Below are 19,228 nucleotides of genomic sequence, written 5' to 3' on the forward strand. Positions count from 1 at the left end.
CCCTGCGCAGCTTTCTTGCTGCATCGCGGGAACAATCCGCTAGTCTTGTGACAACTTGACAGGGAGTTTTCCATGTTCGAATCAGCCGAAATCGGTCATTCCATCGATAAAGAAACCTACGACAAAGAAGTTCCTGCCCTGCGCGAGGCCTTGCTTGAGGCGCAGTATGAGCTACATCAGCAAAAGCGTTCGGCGGTCATCGTGCTGATCAACGGTATTGAAGGTGCGGGCAAGGGCGAGACGGTAAAACTGCTCAGCGAATGGATGGACCCGCGTTTAATCGAAGTGCGCACCTTTGATAATCAAACCGACGAAGAGTTGGCTCACCCGCCCGCTTGGCGTTATTGGCGAAAACTGCCGGCAAAGGGCCGTATGGGTGTGTTCTTCGGTAACTGGTACAGCCAGATGCTGCAGGGCCGAGTGCATGGTGTGTTCAAGGATGCCGTGCTCGATCAGGCGATTAACGGCGCAGAACGTCTGGAAAAAATGCTCTGCAACGAAGGCGCTGTGATTTTCAAGTTCTGGTTCCATTTGTCCAAGAAGCAAATGAAAGCTCGTCTCAAAGCCCTACAGGATGATCCGCTCCACAGCTGGCGCATCAGCCCGCTGGATTGGCAGCAATCGAAAACCTACGACCGGTTTGTGCGATTTGGTGAGAGGGTAATTCGGCGCACCAGTCGTGACTACGCGCCGTGGAATATTGTTGAGGGAATAGACCCTTACTACCGTAGCCTGACGGTAGGCAAAATTCTGCTTGAAGGCTTGCAGGCTGCACTCAATACGCCCAAGCCAAAAGCTCGTCCGAGCAGCGCTGCGCCATTGCCAGATGTCATTGACGGACTCAGCTTGCTCGATTGCCTGGACATGACCCAGCATCTGGAAAAAGACGATTATCAGGAGCAGTTGATTACCGAACAGGCGCGCCTGTCGGGGTTAATGCGTGACAAGCGCATGCGTCGCCATGCCTTGGTGGCCGTATTTGAAGGTAATGATGCGGCGGGCAAAGGCGGTTCGATCAAGCGCGTCGCGGCGGCGCTGGATCCACGCCAGTACAGCATTGTGCCGATTGCGGCGCCTTCGGAAGACGAGCGGGCGCAACCGTACCTGTGGCGTTTTTGGCGGCAAATCCCGGGGCGCGGGAAATTCACCATCTTTGATCGTTCGTGGTATGGCCGAGTATTGGTTGAGCGCGTTGAGGGCTTTTGCACCAAGGCAGACTGGATGCGTGCCTACGGAGAAATCAATGATTTTGAAGAGCAGCTTAGTAATGCGGGGGTGATTGTCGTCAAGTTCTGGCTGGCTATTGACAAGGACACCCAGCTTCAACGTTTTCAAGAGCGTGAAGCCATACCGTTCAAGCGCTACAAAATCACTGAGGAAGACTGGCGTAACCGCGAGAAATGGGACCTGTACCGCAAAGCGGTCTGCGACATGGTCGATCGCACCAGCACCGAAATTGCACCCTGGACGCTCGTAGAAGCCAATGACAAGCGGTGGGCGCGGGTCAAGGTGCTGCGCACCATCAACGACTCAGTGGAAGCAGCCTTCGAGAAGCGTGACAAGCACGACAAAAAGCACAAGAAATAACCTCGCGCTGAAAATAGCCGGTTGTGCATGGCCCCTTGGCCTCTAATGAGAAACGAAGGCTGTGACAGGGCGACAAAGTCGCCCTGTCACCTGTCAGTGCTTGCCCGAGCCCAACATATTCTCGGGTCGCACCCACTGGTCGAACTCTTCATCGGTCAGATAGCCCAACTCCAGCGCGGCTTCACGCAGGGTCAATCCTTCGGCATAGGCTTTCTTGGCAATCTCGGCAGACTTGTCGTAGCCAATGTGCGGATTGAGCGCCGTGACCAGCATCAAACCACGCTCCAGATGTTCGGCCATTTTCCCCGCGTCGGCTTCAAGGCCGGTCACGCAGTGTTTCTGGAAGTTGCTGCAACCATCTGCCAGCAACTGGATGGATTGCAGCAGGTTATGAATGATCACGGGTTTGTACACGTTTAATTGCAGATGACCTTGGCTTGCAGCAAAGCCAATGGTCACGTCGTTGCCCATGACTTGACAAGCCAACATGGACAGTGCTTCGCATTGTGTGGGGTTGACTTTGCCAGGCATGATCGAGCTGCCCGGCTCATTGGCGGGCAGTTTAATCTCGGCCAGCCCCGCGCGCGGCCCGGAACCCAGCAAGCGGAAGTCATTGGCCAGCTTCATTAAGGCAACCGCCAAGGTTTTTAGCGCCCCTGAAAGGTTCGTCAGCGGCTCATGGCCCGACAGGGCGGCAAATTTGTTGGGTGCTGTAATAAACGGTAAACCCGACAGTGCGGCCAGCTCCCCGGCAATGGCCTCACCAAAGCCATGCGGGGCGTTGAGCCCTGTACCCACAGCAGTGCCGCCTTGCGCCAACTCGTAAATGGCTGGCATAGCGGCATTGATTGCTTTTTCTGCGTAATCCAGTTGTGCGATGTAGGCAGAAACTTCCTGCCCGAAGGTGATCGGGGTGGCATCCATCATATGGGTGCGCCCGGTTTTCACCAGTTTCATGTGCCGGGCCGACAGTTCAGCCAAACCGCCAGACAATTCACTTATCGCCGGCAATAAATAGTTGTGGACCGCTTTGGCCACTGCAATATGCATGGCGGTTGGGAAGCAGTCATTGGAGCTTTGCGAGCGATTGACGTGGTCGTTGGGGTGTACGGGGGATTTGCCGCCCCGGCCTTTGCCGGCCAGTTCGTTGGCGCGTCCGGCGATCACTTCATTGGCGTTCATGTTGCTTTGTGTGCCGCTGCCGGTCTGCCAGACCGCCAGCGGGAATTGATCATCGTACTGTCCCACAAGGACTTCATCGGCGGCTTGTTCGATCAGGCGGGCGATGTCAGCGGGCAGATCACCATTGCGATCATTGACCCGTGCTGCAGCCTTTTTGATGAGCGCAAGCGCGTGTAGAACGGCCAGCGGCATTTTTTCGTTGCCGATGGCAAAGTTGATCAGCGAACGCTGGGTCTGAGCGCCCCAATAGGCCTCTTCAGGAACGTGCACTTCACCCAGGCTGTCGGTTTCGATACGGCTCATCGTGCTCTTTCTCCCAAGTGAATTGATCCATCAGCTTAGGCGGTGTTTACAAAGAGAGGTTCAAACTTTGGTTTTAGAGACGTTTGTCGGGTTATTGAGAAGCGCTGTCAGGCTTGGGGTTGAGTGACACACTTTGTTAGGCGCAGAATGGTCGCCCTTGGGGTATGACCTCGTTTGCTAGATAAAGGAAATTCGATGACCCGTCTACGCGCCATCTGTACTGCAGTTGCTCTGGTATGCGCCAGCGGCCAGGTTTTTGCCGACGCTGCCAGCCACGCTGCCAGTGCTGAAACATTCCTGAAGCTGGCACATGCCGACAAGCTGGGAACGCCGGTCTACATGCAAGTGCAGCAAATGTTTGCTCAGCGCTTTGAGCAAACCAAAGCACCTGCTGCCAAGAAAGCCGTACTGGAAACCTATCAAGCCAAAGCCAATACCGCTCTGGACCAAGCCATTGGCTGGGACAAGCTGAAGCCGGACATGGTCAAGCTGTACACCACCAACTTCAGTGAATCCGAGCTTAAGGATCTGGTTGCTTTCTACCAGTCGCCTTTGGGCAAGAAAGTGTTGGAAAAAATGCCGCAGCTGACTCAGCAATCGGCTCAGATGACTCAGTCCAAGCTGGAAAGCGCGGTCCCTGTGGTCAATAAGCTGTTGGCTGACATGACCGCTGAGCTGGAGCCAAAAGCGGCCCCTGCCAAAAAGAAGTAAGCGGAGCCTGAATGAGCATGCAACACCGTATTGAATCGACCCTGAGTGCGTTGCAGCCCGAGCATTTGACTGTGCTGGATGAAAGCCACATGCACAGTCGCGGGCTTGAAACGCACTTTAAGGCAGTGGTGGTCAGCGAGCAGTTTGCCGGACTCAATAGCGTCAAGCGTCACCAAAAGGTATACGCCACACTGGGTGACTTGATGGGCGAATTTCATGCGTTGGCCTTGCACACGTATACGCCTGAAGAATGGGCGAAAATCGGCACGGCTCCGGCATCGCCGACCTGCGCCGGCGGTGGGCACTAAGTTGTCTTTTTGCTAGAATCCGCAGCGCGCCGCTTTAGGGTCTGATGGCGCTTCATTGCGACCGCGACGAAAACTCACGTGGTGCAGGGTAAGACGCGAGCAGCGTAGTTTGGTTGTTCCAAATAAGCTGCGAGCAACGCCGCCCTGCGCCACGTGAGCGTTCGTCCCTTCGGGTCGCGTGTCAAATTTCGCCAAGCTGCGTTGCAGGGTTTTAGAAGGGAACAACCATTCTCTTCACCCTGCGCCTTGCCTGGCAAAATTTGACCCAGCGACGCGGCTCCCAATGAAGCGCCAACAGACCCTAACTGGCGCGTTTTTTTTGCATCCGGTTTGCCCTTTACGAGGGTAGCCACCTGGAGAGATTCACAATGACTGCATCGATTGTTGTAGCTGCACTGTATAAATTCGTCACCCTTGAAAACTACATCGAGATGCGTGAGCCGCTGCTCAAGGCCATGGTCGATAACGGCATCAAGGGTACCTTGCTGATTGCCGAAGAAGGTATCAATGGCACGGTTTCCGGCAGTCGCGAGGGCATTGACGGTCTGATGGCCTGGCTCAAAAGTGACCCGCGCATGGTCAACATTGACCACAAGGAATCCTACTGCGAAGACCAGCCGTTCTATCGGACCAAGGTCAAGCTGAAGAAAGAAATCGTCACTCTCGGCGTTGAAGGTGTAGACCCGAACAAAAAAGTCGGTACCTACGTCGACCCCGAGAACTGGAATGCCTTGATTAGCGATCCAGAAGTGCTGCTGATAGACACACGTAACGATTATGAAGTGTCGATTGGTACGTTTGAGGGTGCAATTGACCCTAAAACAACGAGTTTTCGCGAATTTCCCGACTACATAAAAGCCAACTTCGATCCGGCCAAACACAAGAAAGTCGCGATGTTCTGCACCGGCGGCATTCGTTGTGAAAAGGCCTCCAGCTACATGCTCAGCCAAGGCTTTGACGAGGTGTATCACCTCAAAGGCGGCATCCTGAAGTACCTTGAAGAGGTGCCTCAGGAAGAAACCAAATGGCAGGGTGACTGTTTCGTGTTCGATAACCGCGTGACGGTGCGTCACGACTTGACCGAAGGCGAGTACGATCAGTGCCACGCCTGCCGCACCCCGATCAGCGCGGCAGACCGCGAATCCGAGCACTACCAGCCCGGCATCAGTTGCCCGCACTGCTGGGATAAGCTGAGCGAGAAGACCCGTCGCAGCGCCATTGACCGTCAAAAGCAGATCGAACTGGCCAAGGCGCGCAATCAGCCGCACCCCATTGGTCACAACTACCGTAAACCTGCCGAGGCCTGAAGATGTCTGCGCGCTTGCTCTATGTGATGGACCCCATGTGTTCGTGGTGCTGGGGCTTTTCGCCGATCGCCGAAGCGTTGGTTGAGCAAGCGCAAGCCAAGGGTGTGGAGTTGCACCTGGTCGTGGGTGGCTTGCGCACGGGTGGCGCTTCACTGGAACCCGCCAAGCGCCGCTATATTCTTGAGCACTGGCAGGCCGTCAATGAGGCTACCGGGCAGCCATTTACCTTTGAGGGTGCTTTGCCTGAAGGTTTTGTTTACGACACGGAGCCCGCTTGCAGAGCGCTGGTAGCCGCCCGCAGTCTGGCGCCGGATTGTGCCTGGAAACTGGTCAAACTGATCCAGCAGGCCTTTTATGTGCAAGGCCGTGACGTGACCCAGGCCAGTGTGCTGGTTGAGTTGGCAGAAACCGCTGGCGTACCGCGTATTGAGTTTGCAGCCGCTTTTGACAGTACCGAGCAACAGGCGGCCACCGCGGCCGACATTGCTTGGGTTCAGGATCTGGGAATAGCTGGATTTCCCACATTGCTGGCCGAGCGTAACGGCCAGCTTGCTTTATTGACCAACGGCTATCAGCCGCTGGAACCACTTGCAGATCTGCTCGGCCGCTGGTTAGAGCGTGCTGCGAGTGTCTGATACAAAGGATGTTCCTCAAATTACCTCTGCACCGGATCGCCTGACATGGGCTGAAATCAGACGTTTGGCCCTGCGCAACAAAAAAGCGTTATGGATTGCCAATGGCGTAGCTGTGCTGGCTACGCTATGCAGCGTGCCAATCCCATTACTCCTGCCTTTGTTGGTTGACGAAGTGTTGTTGGGTCATGGCGATGCGGCGCTCAAGGTGATGAATCACGCGTTGCCCTCTGCGTGGCAAACCTCGGTCGGTTACATCGGCCTGATGCTGGTCGTGACACTGTTGCTGCGTAGCGGCGCATTGTTTTTTAACGTGCTGCAAGCCCGGCTGTTTTCAAGACTGGCCAAAGATATTGTGTTGCGCATCCGTCTGCGTCTGATCGAGCGCTTGAAGCGCATTTCGCTGGCTGAGTACGAAAGTTTGGGGAGCGGTACGGTCACCACGCATTTAGTCACCGACCTCGACACTCTCGACAAATTTGTCGGGGAGACGTTGAGCCGTTTTTTGGTGGCAATGCTCACGCTTGTAGGGACCTCTGCGATTTTGGTGTGGATGCACTGGCAACTGGCGCTGGTCATTCTGCTGTTCAATCCGCTGGTCATCTTTGCCACGGTGCAATTGGGTAAACGGGTTAAACACCTTAAAAAGCTCGAAAACGACAGCACTGCACGCTTCACCCAAGCGTTGACTGAAACCCTGGACGCCATTCAGGAAGTCCGCGCGGGAAATCGTCAGGGCTTCTTTTTGGGGCGCTTGGGTCACAGAGCCAAAGAAGTGCGCGATTTTGCCGTCGCCTCGCAGTGGAAAAGCGACGCTTCAAACCGCGCCAGCGGTTTGTTGTTTCAGTTTGGTATCGATATTTTCCGTGCGGCTGCAATGCTCACGGTGCTGTTCTCTGATCTGTCGATTGGTCAGATGCTCGCTGTGTTCAGCTACCTGTGGTTCATGATCGGGCCGGTCGAGCAGTTGCTCAATTTGCAATACGCATTTTATGCGGCAGGTGGCGCAATCACGCGCATCAACCAACTGCTGGCGCGTGCCGATGAGCCGCAATATCCCGGCGGTAAAAATCCGTTTGCGGGTCGTGAGACCGTGTCCATTGAAGTGCGTGACCTGAGCTTCAGCTATGGCGAAGAGCCCGTGCTGGATCATCTGAACCTGACCATCGCGCCGGGTGAAAAGGTCGCCATAGTGGGGACCAGTGGAGGGGGTAAAAGCACCTTGGTGCAATTGCTTCTCGGGCTTTATACACCACAGTCAGGCAGCATTCTTTTCGCCGGAGAAAGCCAGTCTGCCATTGGCCTTGAAACCATCCGCGAGCATGTAGCAGTCGTCCTGCAACATCCTGCGTTATTCAACGATACGGTGCGCGCAAACCTGACCATGGGCCGTGAAAGAACCGATGAGGCGTGCTGGCGTGCGCTGCAAATCGCCCAGCTTGATGGCACTATTTTGAACTTGCCCCAAGGGCTCGACAGCATCGTGGGTCGCTCGGGTGTGCGCCTCTCGGGCGGGCAGCGCCAGCGTCTGGCGATAGCCCGTATGGTACTGGCCGAACCCAAGGTGGTGATTCTTGATGAGGCGACCAGCGCGCTGGATGCTGCGACGGAATACAACCTGCATCACGCTTTGGCGAAATTCTTGAGTGCGCGCACAACTTTGATCATTGCCCATCGCTTATCTGCGGTAAAACAGGCAGACCGTGTTCTGGTCTTTGACGGCGGTCGTATTGCTGAAGACGGCGATCATCAGCAGTTGATTGCCGAGGGTGGGCTTTACGCCAAGTTGTATGGCCATTTGCAGCAGAGCTGACGGAGACGCTACAGGTTTTTCGAACTGTGTAGCACAAGTCCACGTCATAGATGTCAGAAACAAGCCTATGATAAATCTCGTTGAGGCTTTTTCTCTGGTTTTCATTTTGGTCTGAAGCATAGGGAACTCATGAAGCAAAAACGTGCTAGTGGTACGCCGCGTTTATTGGGAATTGTTTGGCCCTTTATTGCGGTCGTACTGTTTCAGGCGCTTTTAGGTTGTATGAGTCTCTACATGCTCTCTGCGGTGAGAGGCTATGTGGCAGGTGAAAGCCTGTGGAGCAAAGGCCAGAAAGACGCCATTTACTACCTCGATTTATATGCCGATAGCCGTGATCCGGTGATTTTCGAGAAGTATCAGCAAGCCATTAAAGTTCCTGAAGGCGGGCACCGATTGCGCGTTGCGCTTGATCAGTCTCCGCCTGATCTGCAAGCAGCCCGTGAGGGTATTTTGCAGGGCGGCAACAATCCGGACGATGTGTCGAGCATCATTTGGTTTTATCGCTATTTTCGTAATTTCAGCTATCTGAATACGGCCGTTGAGAAGTGGACCGTGGGTGATGATCATCTCACTCGACTCAATGACCTTGCGCAAGAGATGCGTAGGCTCATCAGTGAAGGTCAAGTCAGTACTGATGACGTCAAGCGCTGGAAGTCCGCTATTTACGCCATCAATGAAAGTGTCACACCAGCAGCCAAAGCGTTTAGCGATGCGTTGGGTGAAGGTTCGCGCTTTATTTTGCAGTTGCTGGTGTTCATTAATCTGGCCACCGCACTGGGTTTGATTATTCTGGCCTTGTTGCGCACTCACAAAATTCTTGCCCAAAGTCGTGAGTTTGCCGAAGCGCTGCAAGTGGAAAAAGAGCGGGTGCAGGTCACGCTTGAGTCCATTGGTGATGGCGTTATCAGTACCGATGTGAACGGCTCGATTGTTTACATGAATCCGGCAGCCGAACAACTCACGCACTGGAAATCGGAACAGGCACGGGGTGTTCCTCTGGCCGCGTTGTTCAAATTACTCGATGAGCATGCGCTGGATGATGGTTTCAAGCTGATAGACCATATCCTCAGCGGGCAGTTAGGCAATAGCAGCGAGCATTCCAAACTGATTCAGCGTATGGACGGCAGTACGGTTTCGGTCACGCTGGTGGGCGCGCCGATACTTCATGCTGGCACCGTCAGCGGGGCAGTGCTGGTGTTGCATGACATGACCCGGGAACGCCAGTTCATCGACAATTTGTCCTGGCAGGCAACCCATGATGCCTTGACCGGATTAGCCAACCGCCGTGAGTTTGAGTATCGCCTGGAGCTGATTCTGCAAAATCTGTCTCGTCAGCAAGGCCGGCACGCGTTGATGTTTCTTGATCTCGACCAGTTCAAATTGGTTAATGACACCTGCGGTCATGCGGCGGGTGATGAACTGCTGCGTCATATTTGTGCGCTATTGCAGTCCGGTTTGCGCGAAGGCGACACGCTGGCTCGCCTTGGAGGAGATGAGTTCGGCATTTTGCTTGAAAACTGCCCTGCGGATGCTGCAGAAAAGATTGCCGAAGGCTTGCGCCAGACCGTTCAAAGTCTGCACTTCGCCTGGAAGGGGCGCCCATTTTTAAACACGATCAGCATTGGTCTTGTGCATATACACCAAGCCCCGGTGACACTGGAAACTTCCATGCGAGCCGCCGATATGGCGTGTTACATGGCAAAAGAGAAAGGTCGGAACAGGGTGCAGGTTTACCATGCCGATGATTCGGAGCTGTCTTTGCGTTTTGGTGAGATGGCCTGGGTACAACGCTTGCATGTGGCTTTGGAGGAAAACCAGTTTTGCCTGTATTCGCAAGAAATCGCTCTGCTCAATCATGAGCATGAGGACGGAGGGCATATCGAGATCCTCTTGCGACTGCGCGATGATAAAGGCGGCCTGATCATGCCTGACAGTTTTATTCCGGCGGCAGAACGTTATGGGTTGATGACATCAATTGATCGATGGGTAGTCGAAAATGTCTTCAAGACTATTTCCAGTTACACGGCACTTAACAAGGATCAGCCCATGGTCATGTGCGCGATCAACTTGTCAGGCACAACCATTGGTGATGAAGATTTTCTCGCGTTTCTGCACGAGCAGTTTGAGTGTTATGGCGTTGCTCCCGAACGCATATGTTTTGAAATCACTGAAACCAGTGCAATTGCCAATTTAGGCAGTGCTATCCGCTTTATCAACGAGTTAAAAGGGTTGGGTTGTCACTTCTCTCTGGATGACTTTTGTGCAGGAATGTCTTCTTTTGCATATTTAAAGCATTTGCCGGTCGACTTTTTGAAAATTGATGGCAGCTTCGTCAGGGACATGCTGGACGACCCCATTAACCGGGCGATGGTTGAGGTGATTAACCACATCGGGCATGTAATGGGTAAAAGGACTATTGCCGAATTTGTCGAAAACCCGCAAATTGAGCATGCTTTGGCCGAAATCGGTGTCGATTATGCTCAAGGCTACAACGTTGAGCGTCCGCATGTGTTTACGTGCGACAGTTTGCGCCGTCGGCCCAAGCGCCCAAAGGCTTTTGCTTTGAAGTCACCGGGCACATTACGTTAAGTGCTGCCCTGTTTTGCAAATCACCTCTCAGAAGGAACCCGATAGTGATCGATGCATACGAAAGAACTGGGCCTCTCATGGAAGCAACCAGCTACCCGCAGTGGGCTCAACAGTTGATCCGCGATTGCTTTGAAAGCAAGCGCCGGGTGGTTGAGCACGAGATATTCCAGCGCATGCGCGACAACACCCTCAGCCCGAAGACCATGCGTATGTATCTCATCGGGGGCTGGCCAGTCGTTGAGCAGTTTTCGTTGTATATGGGGCATAACCTGGGCAAAACCCGGTATGGACGTCATCGCGGCGAGGACATGGCTCGACGCTGGTTGATTCGCAATATTCGTGTCGAGCTCAACCATGCTGACTATTGGGTGCATTGGGCAAGGGCGCATGGTGTGAGTCTTGAGGACATGAATGCGCAAGATATTCCGGCTGAATTCCAGGCGTTGAATGATTGGTGCTGGCACAGCTGTGCAACAGATTCGTTGGCTGTGGCCATGGCGGCGACCAATTACGCGATCGAAGGTGCGGTCGGTGAATGGGCTGCCGTGGTGTGCTCTAAAAATGTTTACGAGGAGTCATTCCCTGAAGAAGGGCGTAAACGCACCATGAAGTGGCTGAAAATGCATGCTCAGTATGATGACGAGCATCCATGGGAAGCGCTGGAAATTATTTGTACGCTGGCGGGAATGAATCCCAGCGAGGCGCTGCAAACCGAACTACGCAAAGCCATCTGCAAGAGCTATGACTATAAGTACCTCTTTTTGCAGAGCTGCCTTGAGTTTGAAAAAAAGCCGGTTGTCCGCGAGTCGCATCAGCTGGCAGAAGCCTGATACGTCAAACAAAAGTTTTTTTGCATAAAAAAACCGCAGGTTGCGTGATTCGCGACCTGCGGTTTTTGTTTGTGTTGCCGTTACTGAGCGTCGAACGCCTGGCCGTTGATTCCGGTACTGTCCGGGCCCATCAGATACAGGTAAACCGGCATGATCTGATGTGGTTCCGGGTTATTTTGCGGGTTTTCCCCTGGGTAAGCCAAGGCCCGCATGCTGGTCCGTGTAGCGCCAGGGTTGATGCTGTTGGAGCGTACCGGGGCGATAGAATCGACTTCGTCGGCCAGTGTTTGCATCAACCCTTCGGTGGCAAACTTCGAGACGCCATAAGCACCCCAGTACGCGCGGCCTTTACGGCCCACGCTGCTGGAGGTAAATATCACAGATGCATCCTGCGACAGTTTAAGCAGTGGCAGCAGGGTGCTGGTGAGCATGAATGTGGCATTGACGTTCACCTGCATCACGCGCATGAAGTTCTCACCAGACAGTTGCTCCAGTGGCGTGCGTGGGCCAATGATGGAGGCATTGTGCAGTAGGCCGTCCAGATGACCGAACTCACGCTCGATCATTGCCGCTAACTCGTCATATTGGTGAGGCTGAGCAGTTTCCAGATTGAATGGGATCACGGCTGGTTGTGGGTGACCGGCGGCTTCTATTTCATCGTAGATCTCGGTCAGATTGGTCTCGGTTTTACCCAGCAACAACACAGTCGCACCGTGAGCTGCGTAGGTTTTAGCTGCGGCAGCGCCAATGCCACGGCCTGCGCCAGTAACCAGAATGACCCGACCCTGAAGCAAGTTGGGGCGTGCGCAATAATCAAACATAAAGACCCTCGGCAGGAAACAGGAGTGGCGCGCTGATCAGCAGCTGCATACGGCGTTATCCAGCACTTTGCGCAATTCGCTTGGGTGATCGACCACAACATCGGCGCCCCAATGACTCGGGTTATCGTCCGGGTGGATATAGCCAAATCGTACGGCAGCCGTTTTGGTGCCTGCATCGCGACCCGACTCGATGTCGCGCAGGTCATCCCCCACAAACAAGACGCTGGCCGGATCAAGGTCGAGCATTTTGCAGGCGAGAATCATGGGCTCGGGATCAGGTTTACTGTGCGTGACATGATCCGGGCAGATAAGCACGGCTGAACGTTGTGCCAGCCCCAGGCGTTCCATGATGGGTTGAGCAAAGCGCAATGGTTTGTTCGTGACCACGCCCCATACCAGGTGCGCTTTTTCGATATCGACCAACAACTCTTCCATGCCATCAAACAGCTTGGTGTGAACGGCGCAGTCGCGTTGATAGCGCTCCAGAAACTCCAGTCGCAGTTCTTCAAAACCTGGCGCCTGCGGGTCCATGCTGAAGGTGGCTGCGACCATAGCGCGAGCGCCGCCAGAAATTTCGTCGCGGATCAGCTTGTCGGCAATCGGTGGCAGGCCGCGCTCGGCGCGCATGGCCTGACAGATAGCGATAAAGTCTGGCGCGGTGTCGAGCAGGGTGCCGTCCATGTCAAAAAGAACTGCTCTTAAACGCATGTATTACTCCTCTCGCAGGGTTTGAATCATGTAGTTGACATCAACGTCGGCGGCCAGCTTGTAGTGCTTGGTCAGCGGGTTGTAGGTCAGACCGATGATGTCTTTGACACTGAGGCCAGCTTGGCGGCTCCATGCGCCCAGTTCGGAAGGGCGAATAAATTTTTTGAAGTCGTGAGTCCCGCGCGGTATTAACTTCATGATGTATTCGGCGCCGATAATCGCGAACAGATAAGATTTTGGGTTGCGATTGATGGTCGAGAAGAATACTTGGCCGCCCGGCTTGACCATGCGGTAGCAGGCGCGAATCACCGAGGCCGGATCAGGCACGTGTTCGAGCATCTCAAGGCAGGTGACAACGTCGAATTGCTCTGGCATTTCTTCTGCCAGCGCCTCAGCCGTGATCTGGCGGTAGTCAACATTCACGCCAGATTCGAGTTGATGCAGTCGTGCCACTGCCAGCGGGGCTTCGCCCATGTCGATGCCCATCACGGTGGCGCCGCGTTGAGCCATCGACTCGCTCAGAATTCCGCCGCCACACCCCACGTCCAGCACTTTTTTGCCAGCCAGTTGCACGCGCTCGTCAATCCAGTTGACACGCAGCGGGTTAATGTCGTGCAGTGGTTTGAACTCGCTTTCGCGGTCCCACCAGCGATAGGCAAGCGCCTCAAATTTGGCGATCTCGGCGTGGTCGACGTTGCTCATGGGTAAATCCTCAAAAACTAAAAAAACAGGCAGTGCTTGTGGTGCGTAGCCCAAGCACTCAATCAGTGAGTATGGCTGCTGATGCGCTCACCCCAGGCTTTGGCGGTTGCGCAGAGCTGTTGCTCGTCCATTCGGGTCAGTTTGCCATTATTTAACAGGTGTTTGCCTGCGACCCACAGATGTTTTACGCAATCCCGGCCGGTGGCATAGATCAATTGTGACACAGGGTCGTACACCGGCTGTTGAGCAAGGCCACTTAAGTCGAATGCGACCAGGTCTGCCGCCTTGCCCAGCTCAATTGAACCGATTTCACTTTCAAGGCCCAGTGCGCGAGCTCCGTTGAGGGTGGCCATGCGCAGTGCCCGGTGCGCATCCAGTGCCGTGGCGGAGTTGGCGACAGCTTTGGCCAGCAGCGCTGCGGTACGGGTTTCGCCCAGCAGGTCGAGATCGTTATTGCTCGCCGCGCCGTCGGTGCCCACGGCTACATTGATCCCCGCCAGCCACAGACGCTCTACCGGGCAAAAACCGCTGGCCAACTTTAGATTGGACTCTGGGCAATGAATCACGCTGGCATTGTTTTCTACCAACTGGCTGAGGTCTTCATCGCTGATTTGAGTCATGTGTACAGCCTGGAAGCGCGGTCCAAGCAAGCCCAGCCGGGCGAGGCGGGCAACCGGACGTTCGCCGTAAACCTCAATGGATTGCTGGACTTCGAAAGCCGTTTCGTGCACGTGCATTTGAATCGTCGCATCCAGCTCGTCAGCAATCACCCGGACTTTTTCCAGATTTTCATCGCTCACGGTGTAGGGGGCGTGCGGGCCAAAGGCGATTTTGATGCGCGGGTGGTACTTCAGGTCACCGAAGAGTTCGATTGCCTGACGCAGGGCTTCATCTGCCGAGCTGGCTCCGGGAACTGCAAAGTCGAGGATGGGGATGGCGATTTGTGCACGGATACCGCTGTTATGGACGCGTTCGGTGGCGGTTTTGGGGTAGAAGTACATGTCGCTGAAACAGCTGATGCCGCCCTTGAGTTGTTCGGCAATGGCCAGATCGGTGCCGTCGCGCACGAAGTCTTCATCGACCCATTTGCCTTCGGCTGGCCAAATGTGGTCTTGCAGCCACGTCATCAGGGGGAGGTCATCGGCCATGCCGCGAAACAGTGTCATTGCTGCATGCCCGTGGGCGTTGATCAGGCCAGGGCTGAGCAACATGTCGGGCAGTTCCCGGGTTTCGATAGCGGTGTGTTTCAGCGCTTCTTCGCGAGGGCCGATAAAGACGATGCGTCCGCCCTCAATGCCCACGCCGTGATCCTTAAGCACAACTCCGGCGGGTTCAACAGGTACTAACCAGGTGGGCAGCAACAGTAAGTCGAAGGAGAGGGGCTGGATGGGCATAAATGCGGCTTCCGGGGCTAAATAAAAGGGAGGCGAAGTATACCCGAGCGTCCGAAAGGCGGGACCGTTATAATCGACGGTTTTGTATCTGGGTAAATAGGGGAAAGCATGCGCGATCGACTGTTGGCGGCAGAAAAAGTTAAGGCCATCGATTGGCGGGGCGAGGCCCTGTATCTGCTGGATCAGCGCATTTTGCCCTTTGAAGAAAACTGGTTGTCATTTACGGACGCTGAAGGTGTGGCCAAGGCCATTCGCGACATGGTTGTGCGTGGCGCACCGGCCATCGGCATTGCTGCCGCCTACGGGATTGTATTGGCAGCTCGTGTGCGCAAAGCCGCGGGTGGCGATTGGGTTGCCGCGCTGGAAGCAGACTTTGCGGTGCTGGCAGACTCGCGGCCCACTGCAGTGAACCTGTTTTGGGCGCTGAATCGTATGCGCGATCGACTCAATCGCATTCAGCACAGCGCCGATGCGCTTCATGTACTGGAGCTGGAGGCGCTGGCCATTCATGAGAGTGACCGTGAGGCCAATCTGACGATGGCACAACTGGGAGTCGATGTGATTCGCCGGCATCAAGGCAATGCGCAGACTGTGTTAACCCATTGCAATACGGGTGCATTGGCTACCGGTGGTTTTGGCACGGCGTTGGGCGTGATCCGGGGTGCCTGGCTGGAAGGCATGATTGAGCAAGTCTATGCCGACGAAACCCGGCCTTGGTTGCAAGGCTCACGTCTCACCGCCTGGGAATTGGCCAATGAGGGCATTCCGGTGATCCTCAACGTCGATTCAGCGGCAGCGCACATCATGAAAACCAAGGGGGTGACCTGGGTGATTGTGGGCGCTGACCGGATCACGGCAAACGGCGATGTGGCCAATAAAATTGGTACCTATCAACTGGCCGTGAACGCGATGCATCACGGTGTTCGCTTTATGGTGGTGGCCCCCAGTTCAACGATCGACATGGAGCTGGCCAGTGGCGAGGACATTCCGATTGAAGAGCGTGAAGGCGCTGAGCTGCTGAATGTCGGTGGTAAGCCAGTGGGTGCGGATGTTCAGGCATTCAACCCGGTTTTCGATGTCACCCCGGCTGATCTCATTGACGTGATCGTGACCGAGAAAGGCATTGTTGAGCGCCCGGATGCCGCCAAGCTCGCTCAGTTGATGTGTCGCAAGCGGCTGCATTAAGGCATAAACCTGCAGTCGCTGCCGATGGCTGCGAAGGGTTGCATGACGATCCGATACTGGAAGATCCTGCTGTCACTTTTCGCAGCCATCGGCATCGACTGCGGGCTTCAAATCGTCTTCAGAGTCCTCCTGAGGCCTCTCAGGCCTATAAACGGCTGAATTACTATGCTCCATGCGCATCACAGGGATAGGTGCGTGGCGGCGTTTGTGATAACATTCGGCGGTTTCCAGGGTTGCCCGTCAGGGGTGCCCTTAATGCGCAAATCCGTGACATAACGTATTGATTTGTCGTAAGTCGCTGTGTGGCACATGGTCAGCAGTGGCGAGCTTCGTTGATCCCGAATGGATGTGGCGAAGTTTCACCCGAAAAAGGAATCAGGCTTCTCATGGGCGAACTGGCCAAAGAAATCCTCCCGGTCAATATCGAAGACGAGCTGAAACAGTCCTACCTCGACTACGCGATGAGCGTAATTGTCGGGCGCGCACTGCCTGATGCACGCGATGGCTTGAAGCCCGTGCACCGGCGAGTGCTGTTCGCGATGAGCGAATTGAACAACGACTGGAACAAGCCGTACAAGAAATCTGCCCGTGTGGTCGGTGACGTAATCGGTAAGTATCACCCGCATGGTGATACCGCGGTTTACGACACTATCGTTCGAATGGCTCAGCCATTCTCCCTGCGCTACCTGCTGGTAGACGGTCAGGGCAACTTCGGCTCGGTCGACGGCGATAACGCTGCTGCGATGCGATACACCGAAGTACGCATGACCAAGTTGGCCCACGAACTGCTGGCCGACTTGCATAAAGAGACCGTGGACTGGGTGCCGAACTACGACGGCACGGAAATGATCCCGGCCGTCATGCCGACGCGTATTCCAAACTTGTTGGTCAATGGTTCCAGCGGTATCGCTGTGGGCATGGCCACCAATATCCCGCCACATAACCTCGGTGAAGTGATCGATGGTTGTCTGGCGCTGATCGACAACCCGGAGCTGAGCATCGATGAACTGATGCAGTTCATTCCGGGCCCGGATTTCCCGACAGCCGCCATCATCAACGGGCGTGCCGGTATCATCGAGGCTTACCGCACCGGTCGTGGCCGCATTTACATGCGCGCTCGCTCGATGATCGAAGACATCGACAAAGTTGGTGGGCGTCAGCAAATCGTCATCACCGAACTCCCTTACCAGTTGAACAAAGCGCGCTTGATCGAAAAGATCGCCGAGCTGGTTAAAGAGAAGAAGCTCGAAGGCATCACCGAGCTGCGTGACGAGTCCGACAAGGACGGCATGCGTGTTGTGATCGAATTGCGTCGTGGCGAAGTGCCGGAGGTGATTCTCAACAACCTGTACGCCCAGACTCAGCTGCAAGCGGTGTTCGGTATCAACATCGTTGCCCTGATTGACGGTCGCCCGCGCATCCTGAACCTCAAGGACTTGCTCGAAGCATTCGTTCGTCACCGCCGTGAAGTAGTGACGCGCCGTACCGTATTCGAACTGCGCAAAGCCCGCGAGCGCGGCCATATCCTTGAAGGTCAGGCCGTAGCCCTGTCCAACATTGATCCGGTTATTGCGTTGATCAAAGCGTCGCCAACCCCGTCTGAAGCCAAGGAAGCGCTGATCAGCACACCTTGGGAGTCGACCGCGGTCGTGGCCATGGTTGAGCGCGCTGGCGCAGATTCCTGCCGTCCTGAGAACCTTGATCCGCAATACGGTCTGCGCGACGGCAAGTACTTCCTGTCGCCAGAACAGGCTCAAGCGATTCTTGAATTACGCCTGCACCGTCTGACCGGTCTTGAGCACGAGAAGCTGCTGGCTGAATATCAAGAAATTCTGAACCAGATCGGCGAGTTGATCCGTATCCTGAGCAGCGCTGTGCGCCTGATGGAAGTGATTCGCGAAGAGCTGGAAGTCATTCGCGCCGAATACGGCGATGTGCGTCGCACTGAAATCCTTGATCATCGTCTCGATCTGACCCTGGGCGACATGATTCCAGAAGAAGAGCGTGTCGTTACTATTTCTCACGGTGGCTATGCCAAAACCCAGCCATTGGCTGCGTATCAGGCGCAACGTCGTGGCGGTAAAGGCAAGTCGGCTACTGGCGTCAAGGATGAGGACTACATTGCTCACCTGCTGGTTGCCAATAGCCACACCACGCTGCTGCTGTTCTCCAGCAAAGGCAAAGTGTACTGGCTCAAGACGTATGAAATTCCTGAAGCCTCTCGTGCCGCTCGTGGCCGTCCGCTGGTCAACCTGCTGCCGCTGGATGAAGGTGAGTACATCACCACGATGTTGCCAGTCGAGGAATACACCGAAGGTCACTTCATCTTCATGGCAACCGCTAACGGCACCGTGAAGAAGACCCCGCTGGAATCCTTCAGCCGTCAGCGTAGCGTCGGCTTGATCGCGCTGGAACTGGACGAAGGTGATGTGCTGATCAGCGCCGCGATTACTGATGGCGAGCGCGAAGTCATGCTGTTCTCCGACGGAGGCAAGGTGACTCGCTTCAAGGAATCTGACGTTCGTGCTATGGGCCGTACGGCTCGTGGTGTGCGCGGTATGCGTCTGCCAGAAGGTCAGAAGCTGATATCGATGCTGATCCCGGAAGAAGGCAGCCAGATTCTCACTGCTTCGGCACGTGGTTATGGCAAGCGCACTCCGATCAGCGAGTTCCCTGAATACAAGCGTGGCGGTCAGGGCGTTATCGCCATGGTCAGCAATGAGCGTAACGGCCGTCTGGTCGGTGCGGTTCAGGTGCAGGACGGCGAGGAAATCATGTTGATTTCCGATCAGGGCACACTCGTTCGTACTCGTGTTGACGAAGTGTCGAGCCTGGGTCGTAACACCCAGGGCGTCACCTTGATCAAGCTCGCCAGCGATGAAACGTTGGTAGGGCTTGAGCGGGTTCAGGAACCGTCGGAAGTCGAGGGTGAAGAACTTGAAGGTGAAGGCGAGGGTGGTACTGAGCTTGAAGGCGAGACCGTGCGCGACGGTCTTGATGCTGAGCAGCCGCTAGAGACAGGCGCTGACGAAGAGCAGCCGCAGGAATAAGCGGACACACAGGGGGCGGATGAAGATTCGCCCCCTTGTTGTATGTGCGCAGTGAGCGGTCTGGCGATGACTGACTAACACTCAACATCCATGCTGACTGTTAAAC

At 55.1% G+C, this 19,228-nt stretch carries 15 protein-coding genes; 10 read left to right on the plus strand and 5 right to left on the minus strand.

Annotation, left to right across the window (positions count from 1 at the left end; genetic code table 11):
- Window positions 1-72: 72 nt before the first annotated feature.
- A complete protein-coding gene (pap, locus tag GHN86_RS01200) occupies window positions 73-1,587 on the plus strand; it encodes a polyphosphate:AMP phosphotransferase (protein ID WP_153385983.1) in 1,515 nt (504 codons plus the stop codon).
- 93 nt (window positions 1,588-1,680) lie between these two features.
- Here pap and GHN86_RS01205 read toward each other — a convergent pair whose 3' ends face one another.
- Window positions 1,681-3,072, minus strand: a complete 1,392-nt coding sequence (locus tag GHN86_RS01205; RefSeq protein ID WP_153385985.1) for a class II fumarate hydratase — start codon at window positions 3,070-3,072, stop codon at window positions 1,681-1,683.
- 195 nt (window positions 3,073-3,267) lie between these two features.
- On the opposite strand from GHN86_RS01205, the gene GHN86_RS01210 reads away from it, so the two are divergent.
- The 7 genes from GHN86_RS01210 (at window position 3,268) to GHN86_RS01240 (ending at window position 11,262) form a co-directional block, all read left to right on the plus strand.
- Entirely contained in the window at window positions 3,268-3,783 is a 516-nt protein-coding gene (locus GHN86_RS01210) for a DUF2059 domain-containing protein (protein WP_153377322.1), read from the plus strand.
- 11 nt (window positions 3,784-3,794) lie between these two features.
- Window positions 3,795-4,091, plus strand: coding sequence for a BolA family protein (locus tag GHN86_RS01215; RefSeq protein WP_153377323.1), 297 nt, complete (start codon window positions 3,795-3,797; stop codon window positions 4,089-4,091).
- A gap of 368 nt (window positions 4,092-4,459) precedes the next feature.
- The gene (locus GHN86_RS01220) at window positions 4,460-5,398 is read left to right on the plus strand and encodes a rhodanese-related sulfurtransferase (protein WP_153377324.1); all 939 of its coding nucleotides are present in this window, start codon (window positions 4,460-4,462) and stop codon (window positions 5,396-5,398) included.
- Window positions 5,399-5,400: 2 nt separating this feature from the next.
- The gene (locus GHN86_RS01225; protein WP_153377325.1) at window positions 5,401-6,033 is read left to right on the plus strand and encodes a DsbA family protein; all 633 of its coding nucleotides are present in this window, start codon (window positions 5,401-5,403) and stop codon (window positions 6,031-6,033) included.
- A 19-nt stretch (window positions 6,034-6,052) separates the two neighbouring features.
- Window positions 6,053-7,843, plus strand: a complete 1,791-nt coding sequence (locus GHN86_RS01230; RefSeq protein ID WP_323369142.1) for an ABC transporter ATP-binding protein — start codon at window positions 6,053-6,055, stop codon at window positions 7,841-7,843.
- Between the two features lie 129 nt (window positions 7,844-7,972).
- A complete protein-coding gene (locus GHN86_RS01235) occupies window positions 7,973-10,432 on the plus strand; it encodes an EAL domain-containing protein (protein WP_153385987.1) in 2,460 nt (819 codons plus the stop codon).
- 44 nt (window positions 10,433-10,476) lie between these two features.
- Complete coding sequence (locus GHN86_RS01240) at window positions 10,477-11,262, plus strand: TenA family transcriptional regulator (RefSeq protein ID WP_323369134.1); 786 nt, start codon at window positions 10,477-10,479, stop codon at window positions 11,260-11,262.
- A gap of 80 nt (window positions 11,263-11,342) precedes the next feature.
- Here GHN86_RS01240 and GHN86_RS01245 read toward each other — a convergent pair whose 3' ends face one another.
- The 4 genes from GHN86_RS01245 to GHN86_RS01260 form a co-directional block, all read right to left on the minus strand.
- Window positions 11,343-12,083 (minus strand): YciK family oxidoreductase, encoded by a 741-nt coding sequence (locus GHN86_RS01245; protein WP_153377327.1) that lies wholly within the window; start codon window positions 12,081-12,083, stop codon window positions 11,343-11,345.
- 36 nt (window positions 12,084-12,119) lie between these two features.
- Complete coding sequence (mupP, locus tag GHN86_RS01250) at window positions 12,120-12,791, minus strand: N-acetylmuramic acid 6-phosphate phosphatase MupP (protein WP_153385989.1); 672 nt, start codon at window positions 12,789-12,791, stop codon at window positions 12,120-12,122.
- A 3-nt stretch (window positions 12,792-12,794) separates the two neighbouring features.
- Complete coding sequence (ubiG, locus tag GHN86_RS01255) at window positions 12,795-13,493, minus strand: bifunctional 2-polyprenyl-6-hydroxyphenol methylase/3-demethylubiquinol 3-O-methyltransferase UbiG (RefSeq protein ID WP_122783287.1); 699 nt, start codon at window positions 13,491-13,493, stop codon at window positions 12,795-12,797.
- 62 nt (window positions 13,494-13,555) lie between these two features.
- Window positions 13,556-14,887 carry a TRZ/ATZ family hydrolase gene (locus GHN86_RS01260; protein ID WP_153385991.1) on the minus strand — a complete coding sequence of 444 codons (1,332 nt, stop codon included), beginning with the start codon at window positions 14,885-14,887 and terminating at the stop codon, window positions 13,556-13,558.
- Window positions 14,888-14,995: 108 nt separating this feature from the next.
- Here GHN86_RS01260 and mtnA point away from each other — a divergent pair, with 108 nt between their 5' ends.
- Complete coding sequence (gene mtnA / locus GHN86_RS01265) at window positions 14,996-16,072, plus strand: S-methyl-5-thioribose-1-phosphate isomerase (RefSeq protein WP_153377330.1); 1,077 nt, start codon at window positions 14,996-14,998, stop codon at window positions 16,070-16,072.
- A 386-nt stretch (window positions 16,073-16,458) separates the two neighbouring features.
- Window positions 16,459-19,122 carry a DNA gyrase subunit A gene (gyrA, locus tag GHN86_RS01270; RefSeq protein ID WP_153385993.1) on the plus strand — a complete coding sequence of 888 codons (2,664 nt, stop codon included), beginning with the start codon at window positions 16,459-16,461 and terminating at the stop codon, window positions 19,120-19,122.
- Window positions 19,123-19,228: the final 106 nt, after the last annotated feature.

Source organism: Pseudomonas helleri, assembly GCF_009600315.1.
Lineage (GTDB): Bacteria > Pseudomonadota > Gammaproteobacteria > Pseudomonadales > Pseudomonadaceae > Aquipseudomonas > Aquipseudomonas helleri_A.